Annotated in this window: 13 protein-coding genes; 9 read left to right on the top strand and 4 right to left on the bottom strand. The window is 48.7% G+C overall.

Features of this window, described 5'->3' with window-relative positions; genetic code table 11:
* Positions 1–716, bottom strand: a 716-nt coding sequence (locus tag GX117_01905; GenBank protein NLO32101.1) for a substrate-binding domain-containing protein, incomplete at its 3' end; no start/stop codon positions are given.
* Positions 717–1,150: 434 nt separating this feature from the next.
* On the opposite strand from GX117_01905, the gene GX117_01900 reads away from it, so the two are divergent.
* The 5 genes from GX117_01900 to GX117_01880 all read left to right on the top strand — a co-directional run bounded on the left by GX117_01900 (position 1,151) and on the right by GX117_01880 (position 6,676).
* Entirely contained in the window at positions 1,151–2,665 is a 1,515-nt protein-coding gene (locus GX117_01900) for a transglutaminase domain-containing protein (GenBank protein NLO32100.1), read from the top strand.
* Between the two features lie 217 nt (positions 2,666–2,882).
* Positions 2,883–5,315 carry an alpha-mannosidase gene (locus GX117_01895; protein ID NLO32099.1) on the top strand — a complete coding sequence of 811 codons (2,433 nt, stop codon included), beginning with the start codon at positions 2,883–2,885 and terminating at the stop codon, positions 5,313–5,315.
* 92 nt (positions 5,316–5,407) lie between these two features.
* On the top strand, positions 5,408–5,848 hold the full coding sequence (locus GX117_01890; GenBank protein ID NLO32098.1) for a hypothetical protein: 441 nt from the start codon (positions 5,408–5,410) through the stop codon (positions 5,846–5,848).
* Between the two features lie 39 nt (positions 5,849–5,887).
* Entirely contained in the window at positions 5,888–6,397 is a 510-nt protein-coding gene (locus GX117_01885) for an SDR family NAD(P)-dependent oxidoreductase (protein ID NLO32097.1), read from the top strand.
* Between the two features lie 12 nt (positions 6,398–6,409).
* On the top strand, positions 6,410–6,676 hold the full coding sequence (locus GX117_01880) for an SDR family oxidoreductase (protein NLO32096.1): 267 nt from the start codon (positions 6,410–6,412) through the stop codon (positions 6,674–6,676).
* Between the two features lie 24 nt (positions 6,677–6,700).
* Here GX117_01880 and GX117_01875 read toward each other — a convergent pair whose 3' ends face one another.
* A complete protein-coding gene (locus tag GX117_01875; protein ID NLO32095.1) occupies positions 6,701–7,807 on the bottom strand; it encodes an NAD-dependent epimerase/dehydratase family protein in 1,107 nt (368 codons plus the stop codon).
* 118 nt (positions 7,808–7,925) lie between these two features.
* Positions 7,926–8,717 (bottom strand): acyl-ACP--UDP-N-acetylglucosamine O-acyltransferase, encoded by a 792-nt coding sequence (lpxA, locus tag GX117_01870; GenBank protein NLO32094.1) that lies wholly within the window; start codon positions 8,715–8,717, stop codon positions 7,926–7,928.
* 515 nt (positions 8,718–9,232) lie between these two features.
* On the opposite strand from lpxA, the gene GX117_01865 reads away from it, so the two are divergent.
* The 4 genes from GX117_01865 to GX117_01850 all read left to right on the top strand — a co-directional run bounded on the left by GX117_01865 (position 9,233) and on the right by GX117_01850 (position 13,557).
* A complete protein-coding gene (locus GX117_01865; GenBank protein ID NLO32093.1) occupies positions 9,233–9,706 on the top strand; it encodes a hypothetical protein in 474 nt (157 codons plus the stop codon).
* A gap of 12 nt (positions 9,707–9,718) precedes the next feature.
* Entirely contained in the window at positions 9,719–10,330 is a 612-nt protein-coding gene (locus GX117_01860) for a type II secretion system protein (GenBank protein ID NLO32092.1), read from the top strand.
* 32 nt (positions 10,331–10,362) lie between these two features.
* Entirely contained in the window at positions 10,363–12,570 is a 2,208-nt protein-coding gene (locus GX117_01855) for a hypothetical protein (GenBank protein NLO32091.1), read from the top strand.
* Between the two features lie 63 nt (positions 12,571–12,633).
* Positions 12,634–13,557 carry a HEAT repeat domain-containing protein gene (locus GX117_01850; protein ID NLO32090.1) on the top strand — a complete coding sequence of 308 codons (924 nt, stop codon included), beginning with the start codon at positions 12,634–12,636 and terminating at the stop codon, positions 13,555–13,557.
* Positions 13,558–13,682: 125 nt separating this feature from the next.
* Here GX117_01850 and GX117_01845 read toward each other — a convergent pair.
* The coding region (locus GX117_01845; GenBank protein ID NLO32089.1) for a hypothetical protein at positions 13,683–13,824 on the bottom strand (142 nt) is incomplete at its 5' end.

The raw sequence follows: 13,824 nt of genomic DNA, 5'->3' as shown, positions 1-13,824 counted from the left end.
GGCCCACTGTCAACGCCAAGAAGCCGCACCATACGGGCACGGCCTTTTCCTACCACGGCATGAACCATTAATCCCGCGTGGTAGCTTTCTAATCCAATATAAGCGGCTATTTCCGGGCGTTTAACCAACAGATCTTCAAGCGTTGACTGTGCCAGCATTCGATCGCCGCTATCGGCAAAAGTCGGTTCAAGGAAATAGTCTTCGCCGGCACGTGCTATGAAACTCTCGAGCCGTGTTTTGCCGGCTTTATCTTCGGGATCCTTACAAAAGGGCATAATTTTCAGACCCATAGGAACGCACTCCGGCAACAATTCTGCCAGCATCTCGCCTATTCTTTTTTCGTCACGGCCGAAAAAAATACGTCTGCCTGAGTCCGGCGCATCCACCAGCAGCGTACAAAGTTTGGTCTTTCCGGCAAGCTCCGATAAAAACGCGCTTTGTTCGCCAGCTTTGATGGGGCAGAGCGCCAGAGCATGGACATTTTGCGTCAAAAGCTGATTGACGAGCTCCTGTTGTTGGGCAACCGTGGCAGGCGCAAGGCTAAGGAAAAGCAGGTCAACGCCTGTTTTTGAGGCTGTTGTTTGCGCCGCCTGTTGCAAGGCTTTCCAATAGACGGAGTTGCCATCCGTGATAATACCGATAGTCGCTCCCGAAGCGACGGTCGCTGCCAAAATAAATATCAAAACAAAACTTTTTATCATACCGGAAAAATTCATTGGCGCTATTCCTTAAGGGTATTTGTCTGAGCCGCTAAATATTCTGTACAAGATTTATCATGCGTTGATGCGTACTTCCATTGTACATGGTGGAGAAGGTTAAAAGCATCTTTAATGAAGCCTGTTCCGCGCAGACTGTTCGAAGTGCTGCAGGAATGAATCAAAGAAGACTGATGTGTTCGACCTTTTTGGATTAAGACCTAAAAGCGGATGCTCTTAATCTTTGGTTTTTTCGGAGATGGACAGAGGAGGAACCTGCGATCGGAACCAAGTTGTTGCAAGAGAGGTTCATTAAAAAATAAGTCTAATGCTTGGGCAGTATGTCCGGCGAAGGAGTACACCGCCGGAAGCGGGTACACATTGACCCCGGTAATACGTTAGAATGAGGGGCAATCAATAGAAGGGATCTTTGCTGCATGAAGAAATGGTTATGTATGACAATCTTACTTTTGAACGGGGCAATGGTTTTCGGTCAGCCCCTTGATATTACGCCTTTCCTTGGCAAGAACTGGTATGGCCTCTATTTTAATGGCCAAAAAGTGGGATTCATGGAGAAACAAATCGGGCGCAATGAAAATGGCGTGACGGAAGTGATCGAAGACGCCCATTTCAAAGTGACCATGTCCGGTGCGAAACAAGCCATGCACATGTATTCAAAGCGCAGTTACGACAGTAAAGGCAAGCTGCAGCGCATTGACATGGAAATGAGCGATCCTTCTCAATCCTCCAGCTTTATTGCTCATGTCCAAGAAAATGGTCTGAAAATGACCAGTATACTGGGTGGATCAACGCGGGAAGATTTATTTCCCGAGCCCAACGAAACGGTACAAGATGCGCTGCGCCACGCCTTGTGGGCGCGCAGCGGTCCGGAAACGGGTGACGTGATTAATTTCTCGACCTTTGAACCTATGTACCAAAAAGAAGTATCGGGGATCAGCCGCATTGTTAATGTGGAAAATCGCGTGTTCAACGGCGTACCCACCAAAGTCTATGAAATCCACAGTGTCATTGATTTGATGGATATTGAATCCTCCACCTACGTCACGGAAGGCGGGGTTACGGTGGAAGATGTCATTTCTGAAGTCTTTACCACGCGCCTTGAGCCGGAGGATGCTGCGAAAGACGTAGATTATAGCGTCGACACGATGGTATCCAATGCGGTGCTCCTTGACAAGCCTATTGCCAATCCTCGTCAGCGCGGCTGGCTCCATCTCATGCTGAATGGCCCCTTACGCGAATCTCATGTTTTCAATGATCGTCGTCAGACCATGACCTTTGCAAATGATCAGATCCGATTCTATGCAGAAAAAACGGATCTTGCGCCTCTTCCTGTACCAACCTTGCCTGTTACCGAAGAGTCGGTGCAATTTTATTTGAAGCCCAGCACCTATGTGCAAAGCGACGATGAACGGCTCATCCAAAAAGGGCGTGAAATTATTGGGGAGGAGAAGGACGCATTAAAAGCGGCCCGTGCACTCTGCACATGGATAAGCAAGAATATGCGTAATGTCTATTCCGCCCGCTTGTCCAATGCCTTGGAAGTACTGGATAGCATGGAAGGTGATTGCACAGAGCATACCGTGCTCTTTGTCGGATTAGCACGTGCCGTGGGGATTCCCGCGAAAGAAGTGGCGGGGCTCATCTACGTTGAAGGCAATCCCTCCGGATTCTATTTTCACCAATGGGCCTGTGTATGGCTGGGCGATTGGATCGATGTAGATCCTGCCTTTAATCAATTGCCCGTGGATGTGACACATATCCGCCTTTCAGAAGGGGACTTGTTCAGGCAAGCGAAGATATTGCCTCTTATCGGTCGGCTCACCATCGATGTATTGGACGAATCGCCGAAGAGCAGCGCGGCAAAAGATACCCAGAGTGATGCCGGCGAAAAAGAGCATGAGCCGGCGATTAGCTCCCGGCCGGAGACCGACAGTCCCACGGCGGATTGATTTTCTGGAGCAGGTGTGCGCCTCGTAAAGGGGGCATGCAGGAGGCGTATTTTCTGCGGAAGGCGCTCAAAGCTTCCTTAGAAACGGCTCTTTCCAAACACCGACAAGCCGGCTATTGACTTGATAAGTGACTCCTATCGCTCAGTTGTGTAAAATAGAAGCAAAACTGCGATAGACAAGTTGGGATAAAGCCCCTCACTTACAAGGAGTCAACTCTATGGAAAAAGTGACATTGCACATGATCGGCCATGGACATATTGACCCCACGTGGCTGTGGAATTGGCAGGAAGGTTTCGAGGAGGTACGTGCCACGGCGCGAAGTGTTCTTAATTTGATGGAAGAACACGATTCTTTTTGTTTCGTTTGCGGAAGCGGATGTTTCTATCAATGGCTGAAGGACAGTGAGCCGGAACTCTTCGAAAAGATCAAGAAACGGGTTGAAGAGGGGCGCTGGGAAATCGCCGGCGGGTTCTGGGTCGAACCCGATTGCAACATTCCTTGCGGCGAATCTTTTGTTCGGCAAGGACTCTATTCACAACGTTTCTTTTTACGTGAATTTGGACGCATTTGCAAAGTCGGATTTAATCCCGATGCTTTTGGGCACGCCGGAACATTACCTCAAATCTTAACTAAATTGCGGATGACCCATTATGCCTATATGCGCCCGGAGCCCTACCGAGAAATGATGTACCCCGGCGGCACCCTCTTTTGGTGGCAGGCCGCCGACGGTTCACAACTGCTGACTTCGCAAATCCCTTTGGGCTATGACGCGCCTGCCCATGAAATCGTCGAAAAAATGAAGTTGCTGCCCGGACTGTCCAGCCTCATGCCCGGTCAACAACATGTCTTGTGTTTTTATGGCGTCGGCAATCATGGCGGCGGTCCGACCCGTGAAAACTTGGAACATATAGATACTTATGAACAAAATAATCCCCAAGCTAAAGGCAAGGTTCAATACTCTACCTTAAGCAAGTTTTTCGCCGCTATCGAAGAGTCAACGAATAAAGACGCCATACCCACATTAGAACGCGAATTGCAGCATCACGGCCGCGGTTGTTATACCGCCCATTCCGATATAAAACGCTTGAATCGACAGGTAGAACATACCTTAATGACGGCGGAGCGCTTCGCCACCATTGCGTGGCTCCTTGGCTTTGATGCCTATCCTCACGACGCCTTTGAAAAATGCTGGAAAGACCTGCTCTACAATCAATTCCACGATATTCTAGCCGGTACCAGCCTCGAATCGACCTATGAAGATTCGCGCGATCAGCTCGGTGCTGCCCGGCATCGTGCCGATGTGATTCTAAATGCCGCCATACAAAAGATTGCGAAAAACGTTGACACTTCAGCCGGAGGTAATTCCATCATCGCTTTCAATCCCTTGCCGTGGCCGGTCACAGCGCCCTTGACTGCGCCGCCCAGTGTGGAACGCTTTCTGGAAAAGCCGGTCCATTTTGTTGACGATGTAGAAACTGTAGTCCTGAGCCAGCCTATCCGCGGCGAGCGGATCGGCCATAAACAATACCGTTTCTTAGCGGAACTGCCCGCCATGGGATACCGTGTCTTTCATGTCCGTGACGGCGCCAAAATGGCGCGGAAAGCCCTGCCCCTAGAGGCAGGCCCCTGTTGCCTTCAAAATATGTGGTGGCGCATTGAATTTAACCCGTGTACCGGCGAAATCGTGCGGCTCGTCGATAATACCCACAAACTTGAAGTAGGCACAGGCGGCAATGTGTTGGCAGCTATGGTCGACCACAGCGACACGTGGAGCCACGGCGTCGACGAATACCGGGTAGAGGCGGGGCGCTTCACCGTCACCGATATGCGTATCGTTGAACAGGGTGATGTACAGGTCACCATGCGCATTGTGAGCCGTTACGGGCAATCGGAAGTGATCACCGAATATACCTTGTACCGAGACGATAACCGGATCGATTGCGACCTGCGCATCAACTGGCAAGAGCGCTACCAAATGTTAAAACTTATGTTTAATACCAACATTCAAGAAGGGTTGGCGACCTATGACGTGCCTTACGGATATCAAATCCGCATGCCCAACGGACAAGAAGAACCGGGGCAGCAATGGATTGATCTGACAGGCAGCATCGACGGCATTCCCTACGGACTTGCCATACTCAATGATTGTAAATATGGTTTTGATGTGCTGGATGGGATGATCCGTGTGTCCTTGCTGCGCAGTCCCGCCTACGCCCATCACGACAATGGCCGCTTTGAGTCGAACGCCTGTTGGCCCATTATGGATCAGGGATGGCAGCGTGTGAAACTCTCGCTCATGCCGCATATTGGCGACTGGCGCGATGCCGGTGTCGTGAAAGCCGCTTGGGAACTCAATGCGCCGCCTATTGTCCATCCCGAATCTTCGCATCCCGGCGACCGAACGCTGCAGGCGGGTCTTCTCGGCACGGAGTCGGACAATGTGCTGCTGAGCGTGATTAAATGCTCGGAAGACGGTGATGATATTATCATCCGCGGCTACGAGACGGCGGGACGTTCTGCGGAAACACGGCTGCATCTGCCTTATTTCGATAAGTGTTTTAAACTGGTCTTTAGCCCGCACGAAATCAAAACAGTGCGCATCAACCGAAACACCTGGACTTTGAAAGAAGTAGATTTGCTCGAAGAATGAGCGGAAATAACTGCGCCTGTATCGTGCAAAGAAAAGTCAGTATATAAGAGGATCCATTGATGTCCATCCTTCCTTTTCCGGAAAAAAACCAATTGAAACGTGATCGAATCCTCAAGAAATGTGTTACTGCCCTGAGAGAATCGGAACATCCTTTGGTTTCGCTCACAACCTTATTGTCGCTCTGCGGCGACGAGGCACCGGATCTCTCCGAATCCGAGTTGCATACGTGGCTCGAAGAATTGGATGAGATACTCATCGTCGACCAAGACGCGGAAGATGCGCCTGTTATATTCACCACTTTTTTGAAGATCAACAATCAAGAGGGATTGCATGCCATGCTCAAGGAGCGGACGCCGTCCCCGGAACAACTGATGGAAATGGTTCGAAGCGGGTTAGGCAAATTGCGTGAATCCTTGATGACTGCCCTTGCCGATGCAACCTTGAAAAAAGACCATAAAAAAATAAAAGAAATTGAAAATATGCTGGAGCGCAATCGGATTATCGAAGAAACATTTTTAGATTTTTTTGGATAAACGGGACAGCATAAAAAACGACGGCAGGAGAAGAAACAAATGACCGCAGGTGTTGCCCTTATTACGGGAGCAAGCAGAGGTATAGGTAAAGGTATTGCCTTGGCATTGGCAGCGGCGGGCTATCATATTGCCGGTATGGCAACAAAGGCAGATCCCGATAACCAAGAAAGTGGTCTGTATCGGGTCAAAGGCGAAGTGGAGGCCCACGGTGTACAATTCCTGCCGTTGGCAGGGAATATTGCTGCATTGGACGAACATGAAAGCTTGATCGCACAAAGTCTTTCCGCGTTTGGACGGATTGATGTGCTTGTTAATAATGCCGGGGTCGCGCCTTTAGAACGCCGTGATATGATGCACTGTCTTCCGGAAAGTTTTGATCGCCTCACCGATATTAATCTGCGCGGTCCATTCTTTTTCACACAAGGAGTGGCAAGACAAATGCTGCGACAAGTAGAAAAGGGGACGTCTGTAGCCCCCAAAATTATTTTTATTACCAGCGTCTCATCGCGTATTGTCAGCACCAACCGCGCTGAATACTGTATCAGATAAGCAGGATTAAGTATGGCGGCACAATGTTTCGCTGCAGTACTTGCACCACAAGGTATCAATGTCTACGATCTGCAGCCCGGTATCATCGCAACGGACATGAGCAGCGCCGCCAAAGAAAAGTATGACCGACTTATCGCCGAAGGATTGTTGTTAAACGAGCGTTGGGGCAGCCCCGAAGATGTGGGGAAGGCGGTGGTAGGCTTGTGTGCCGGATACTTTGATTACAGTCCCGGCGCTGTCATTGAAGTTGGCGGCGGACTGGGAATACAACGCTTATAGCCCAATAGATTCTTGCGCTGTCTTTCATTGACGCAGCAGAGCGCGCCAATTTCCGCGGCGCAGTGCCTGATCTTGCAAGTGATCTTTGAAATACTGAACCAACATCGGGAGATAGTCGGTGAAGGGGGGACAGTGCACGCCCAAGGCTGCCAATCGCTCCGTAGTTTCCGGCGCGGTATAGCGGATATCTTGGTCGGCATATTGAAAGGCTTGCCATGGAATGCCGGAAATCCATTCAAAAAAACGCCACCGTGCCAAGGGCGCAAAATAACGATAGGGCAGCCGCAGCAAAGGCTTCCTGCGCGGCCAACATGCGCAGGACTGATCAAGAAATTCGTTGTAGCTGAGCGGATTAGGATCGATGAGCGTGAAGGCGGTGCCGGCAATTGCTGTTTCTTTCTCGAAGAGTTCCACCAAAGCTTCCGCAATAAAATCAACAGGCGCCACATTATTCCGCACGGGACCGCTGTCAGGAGCGATGAGCAGCAGACGTCGCGCCAGACTGACCCAAAGATAATAAGGCCCGTCCACTTTATCGATGAAGCCAGTTTTGCTATGACCCATCACCACGGCAGGTCGAAAGATAAAGGTGGAGAAATCGCTTGTATAGTCACGAACCAATTGTTCTGCCAGAAATTTAGTTTCCTCGTAGTAGTTTTTGAAACCTTGCCCCACATCGAAATCCCGTTCATCAAAGATGCCCCGGTATGTGCCCGCTACGGCAATGGTGCTGACATGGGCAAAACGACGCAATTGTCTTAAGGCGCTGCAAAAATCAAGGACATGGCGTGTGCCTGCCACATTGATTTGCATGGACACTTCCCGCGGAGCGGCGAGATGGTAGAGTGCCGCCAAGTGAATGGCGGCTATGGTGTGATCGGATATGCGTTGGCGCAGTCCCTTATCAATACCCAAATCGGATCGGGTAATATCTCCCTCGAAAACACAAAAACGACCGGCATTGCTTTCGGATGGATACTCTGTTTCAAGTCGTTTTTTTAAGTTCGTGAGAAAGGAACCTTGTTCCAGTAAGAAGAAGTGATAATCCGGATAGTGCCGTACATAGTGGTCAAGAATAAAACGGCCTAAGAAACCGCCGCAGCCTGTAATCAGTATGCTCCGTTTATCCATCGCAAATCCCTCGTCCCGGGCGTTTCTAAAGCCGCTCAACAAGATTGTCCTACACGTCCAACACTTCGTCAATCACTATAACAGGGGAGATGAATGATTGCAATGTTTTTTTAAGGTATTACCGTAAAATGCCGCGTTGAGAAGAGCGGATGAATTCAATTAAGACGTGTTTATCATCGCCGTCATCAATGCTTTTCTCGATTTCTTTTAGCGCCTGACTAGTATTTAAACCGGAACGATAGAGTAGTTTGAAGCAGCGGCGGATGCGCATGATCGCGTCTTTGCCGAAGCCGTTGCGGGTTAAGCCAACCACATTGGGGCCGTAACAGCGCGCCGGATGACCTTCCATGATCATATACGGCAAAGCGTCCATATTGATCCGTGACATGCCGCCGATAAAGGCCATGGTACCGATTCTGCAAAACTGGTGGACACCGGCCAAACCGCCAAGAATCGCGCCATCTTGCACTTCCACATGCCCGGCAAGACCGCTGTTGTTCGCCATCACAACGCGGTTACCGATGTTGCAATCGTGCGCCACATGACAGCAAGCCATAAACAGACAGCGATCCCCGATTTTGGTTTGTTTTTCCCTATCATCTTCTTGGTAGACCGTCCCGGAGCTGACTGTAACGCTTTCACGAAATATGTTGTGGTCGCCTATGACTGTCCGGCCGATGCGATCGGTAAGATGTTTGAGATCTTGGGGGCAAACACCGATTTGCGCGCCGCTGAAAGTTTGGTTGTTGATGCCCATGTGGGTCCCTTTGCCAATGACGCAATGGGGACCAATGACGCAACCCTCTCCCAGCTGCACATGTTCTTCAACAATCGTATAAGGACCTATCTCCACATTTTCACCCAGCACGGCGCTGGGATCTATGATCGCTGTTGGATGTATTTTCGTCATGTAGTTCGTAATCCTGCTTCTACAAGTATGGTTCATGAATAATGACATGGGTATACAATGTAGGCATACGCCGATTATAAATACTGTATTATACCCGGAACCCGCACACTTTATTGTAAGATTAATAGCATAAACAGCGGAAGGATTCCAAACCCGGACGTGATGAACCGAATCAGAACGGAGACAGCCTTTTAAAAATCCCTGTTGAGATCGACCACCGAGGAGATTAAGACCGCGTGTTTGATAGGGTCTTTTTGCATCGCTATTGTAGGAGAGAAATTAACAGATTGTATATCCAAAAAACCAAAAAAGTATCGTGCATTAAACCCCTCTTTTCTATAAAAAGGAGTATTTTGATGTAGTGTTTTTCAGGAATGGATTTGCCTATTGACGTGTTGATTGGGTACACTATGTACAGGAAAAATAGGATGCTGAGTACAAATAAGATGCTGATAATATGGCGAGATAACATATTTTGTTTCGGAAAGGGCTCCGACCGCAAAGGATTTACGCTCATGGAAATTACCTTTGCTATGAGCCTCTTTCTAATAGTACTTGGTGTGGTTGCGCAAAGCCTGATCAGTTCCTTTCATGTTTTATTGATAGAAGAACAACGGACCAATGCACTGAACGGGTGCAAGTCTGTTTTGTCGAATTTACGTCAGGTCGCTTATAACGCTGAGCCTACTTCCGGTTGTTCAGAAGATAATCCGCTGATTCCCTGTGTCCTTTTAGAATGGATCGGGAAATTTCCGACCTCTAAAGATCGAATCAAACCGGCGGAAATCAATCAGTGGCAGCCCTTCTTTTTATTACCATGGCAAGAGTATGCCTTTCATTGTACCGATGGATCAGGAAACATTGCCCGTACAAGTCTTTCGCCTGCAATGAACACAAATCCTGTCTTTGTGACGGTGACCACCTCATGGACAGGATTGCGAGTGCGGCGCTATACAATGTCTGCAAGCGCTATCATTTCGGATCATTAAGGATTTAGCGCTATGAAAAGAGCAGGATTTACACTCGTCGAAGTCGTCATCGCGCTGATGCTTGTTATTTTCCTTTCGTATTTTGTCTTTGTGGCGATCCAAACGACCATTGGCGCGGTCTCACTGAGTAAGACACAAAGCGAACTTCAATCCGAAGCACGGAGCCTTATGATTTCGCTGTGTAGAGAAGTAGAAACGGCCATCCAGCCGCAGGAAGCGGGCGATCTGCTACCCCCAAACGTGCGTGGTCTTGAAGTGCTTGATAACGGCAGAACGATCCGTTTTCAGATTCCGCTCAACGAAGAATTCACCCGATTCAGTGATCCCATCACGATCACCCATGAAAATGAAGATCGAGCCGTTGCAGGCGGATTAGGTAATGCCGCTTTGGACGCAGGCGAAGATGCGAACGGCGACGGAATGTTAACCCGTCGTCTGGTACGTCAACAAAGCGGACAGAATCGCGTTATAGGAGCAAGCAATAATGTCGCGCAAGTACAGTTTGAACTGCTCGAAAACCAAGATATTTTGCGGATTACGTTGATATTGACCCGATTCACGGCAACACGCCCTAGGCAATTGGTTCGTTGCCAGATTCAGGAAGATGTGTATTTGATGAATTGAGTCCAAACTGAAACTTTCAACAAGGAGGACTTATGAAAAAATTTCGTTCTAAAGAAAGTGGTATGGCGCTATTGTTGGCGCTCATCTGCATTGTAGTTGTTCTCGGCGGCGTCATGCTCGTCGGTCGTATGTTGGTCTCGTCTCATGCCAATACGGATTTGGTTACGGCTATGCGTCTTGCCGAAGAATCGGCAAAGTCAGGCATTGATATTGCCGTTGAACGGGTATGGAACCAATATGTGCTGTACAACGACAATGTGGTCGGCAATCTGGGCTCCTACAAAAGATTTATCAATCGGGTGGTGGCGCGCGATCAAGCCATTGATATTGTGGTGCCTTCAGATCCCGTCCATTTAGATACTTCAGTGGCAGCGACAGTGGAAGCGGTGCGCTTACTGCGAACGGATACTCCTGATGGTGTGATGTTTACCATCTTCTCAACGGGCACCTATGGAGAGCAACGCTGCGAAGTGGAACAAAGTATGCGCGTAAGCGGCGCCCTATTCAATGGCTATGAATATGCCGTTTTGGCAAATTATATTAACTGTATCTTGTGCCACGCATCCTTCTACAATCTTGATGAACGCATGAATAAAGATCGTACGAAATATGGCTCCTTTGACCGGATCAAAATAGCTACTTTGGAAGCGCTTTTATACCGTACAACCAGTGCCGACTCGGTGGTGGCAGGAACGATTTATACGCGCGGTCAAGTTTATAATGAAGCCTATGTGCCCATGTCTTCCAGTACAATTGAGAAGAGTGATTTTCAGCACTTCCAATTCTCTAAAGAACATGGAGGCTTAACACAACAGTCCAACGGTGCGCTTGTACGTCAAGGATTAAAAGAAGCGAAGATTGACCGCAACACGGGTAAGCTGGAACAGTATGCCAGTCTCTACACCAATTATCCTACCGAACAATCACAAATGACCGATGGTGTTCTTCCCAAAGAGTTTCCCGCCCCTTATCCCGATGATAATGGGAACCGCTATATTGAAGATGAAGAATATGAGCAGGTGGCGGAATTATTGGTAGGTTCCATTGAAGGGGGAGTGGTCTATGGAGTGCCGAAGAATGGTCAGTATACGCAAACCTCCATGCCCTCCAGTTCTAATAACGCAGCTTCCGTAGTCGCGTCCACAGGACGCTATGACGGCAATCTTATTCTCGTCGGTACCGACGCCAACCCCATTCGGCTGGATGGACAAGTGGCGGTGAATGGCGATTTGATGATGGCAGGCAAAGTGGTCGGCTGGGGCGAAATCTTCGTTCGCGGCAATAGCTATATTACGGGCGACGTCACCTATAAAGATGGAAGTCAATTTGGCGTGGCTGCCGACGGCACGAAAAACGGCTTGTCTGTCATTACCGGCGGCAGCGTGTTGATGGGCGATTATCTCACGATCCGTGGAAAAAATCATAGTGCCGACACTGCGAAATTTCCGAACTCGGCCGACAGTATTAATGTGCGTGTGCAAACGAGCACCGTCAACCGTAAAGTGGGGAAGACAACGGAAACCCTCGATCGCGGCTATTTCTCACCGGGTGTAGCCGATGCCGGCGAGATCTCAACCTATACGGTCGACTCCAAAGGCAAACAGGTGAAGCGTCAGGGACAGCAATTTAGTTTTACCCAGTCCGAACTTCAGTTGTTTAATAACTTGGAGTTGGAAAAAGCCTTGGCAGACCCTGCGTACCGGCCGCGTTTTTATGGGATCCGCGATTCTCAGCCGAATAACATTTATGTGTACACAAAAATAAGTGAAGAGCACGCGGTCCGTTATGACGAACCGGGCGGCAATGTAAAAACGCTGTCAGCGCGACTCACGCAATTAGGCATCCGTCCCAATACCATTTTGGACCGATCCTCCTTTCATTATATGAATCCCACCAACAATTGGATTTCTGAAGATACGCTGCGGCATCTTTGGTGGAATGATGAAATGGCGCGGCCCAAAAACAGTCCTTGGAAATTTGACGGACTGCTCTATAGCAACAATGCTATTTTTGCTATCACCAGAAGTGGCGTGCGGCATAATTCTAATTCAGGCGGTGCAATGGAAGTACGCGGCGCTATTGTTTGTCCTGATATAGGGGTTTTGGTCGCAGGTACAGACCAAAAAGGTTGTGAAAGCTTCAAATTGTTTTATGATCAACGGGTAAACGAGTTTTGGTCGCCGCAAGACACGACCCGGACCTTTTTACACCGTCTCAGCTATCGACGTGTAACCGGCTAAAATAAAGCTATGGTTGATGAGACAAACTGAAATAATAAACGTTACGGAATGAAGGCAAGAAAAATGAAACGTAGCTTGTGTGCAGCCCTTAGTTACTCGTTGTTAATATCCCTGTCTATGCTCCTTAGCCCGGACTCTTTTGCCGATACGATCACAATGAAGAGCAGCGTGAAAGTAGAGGGTATCGTCAAGCGGGATATGGAAGATTATGTGGAGGTTCTTGTTGGGGATCGGCTAATCAAATTGCGCAAGAATGAAATTCATTCGATTGAAAAAAATAGTAATGACGGCACCGTTGATTTTGATGCGCTTCAAAAAGAAGCCGACGAACAAGACAAACTTCTGACCCAACAAACAGGACTGGATCGACATCAACGGGAAGATGTGCTCATGTATATTGTGCGTCTGAGTGATCCTGACGCAACAAGAGCCTCAGAATCAAAGCGGGCACTAGTTGCCATGGGCGCTAAACACGATTTGCTCCCCTTCATTGAATTTATTTTGCCGTCCTATTTGCCCAATACGGTCTGTCATATACTGAAACTTCTCGGAGAGATAACGCCCGACGCCGCGCAACGGATCTTCCTCCAATACATATACACGCCTGATGAACATGTGCGCAGTACTTGTGTAGAGCTTTTAGATACGACAAAAAATAAAGAGGCGCGAGAATTGATCTTTCGCGCTTTTTTGGATCACACGAATATCGTAAAAATTAGCGCATGCAAAGTGTTGGCCCGTATGGGCGCTAAAGAAGCGACTGCCCTGTTGCTGACCAGTTATAACCATTTTGACCCTTGGGTAGAACATAATACGCGGGAGGCATTAGTACAGATTTGGAGTGCCGATCCCGACGCCAGTAAGCTCGAGAAACGACAGGATTGGGAAGTTTTTTGGGAAGAGAAACAGCAAGAGGTACCCAAAACGATTAACCTTGAAAATCTGGAGCCTTTAGTGCCGCCCGGTACACACCATCCCGGCTGTTAAGCCCATCTACTCAGAAAGTATCTACCGGCTGTTCGCAGATCCTTAGATCTGCCTGTGTGCTGGTATCCATGAAAAGAATATGTTGATAAATACAGCGCAATGGCTTTCGTGAGGCTTTAAGATACTCAGCACTTCTTATCAAAGGCACTGTAATGATCGACAAAGACGGGTTGGCTTGCTTTGCGTTCCAGTGCCTTTACTTCATCGGCTTCTGTCAACGTACCAAATTCAAGCTGAAACGCTCGGCTTTCCCCAGCCTTAAGATAG

The sequence above is a fragment of the Candidatus Hydrogenedentota bacterium genome (genome assembly GCA_012523015.1).
Classification (GTDB): domain Bacteria; phylum Hydrogenedentota; class Hydrogenedentia; order Hydrogenedentales; family CAITNO01; genus JAAYBJ01.
Note: the sequence above shows the minus strand (reverse complement) of the source record. Positions and strands in the feature narration are given on the sequence as shown.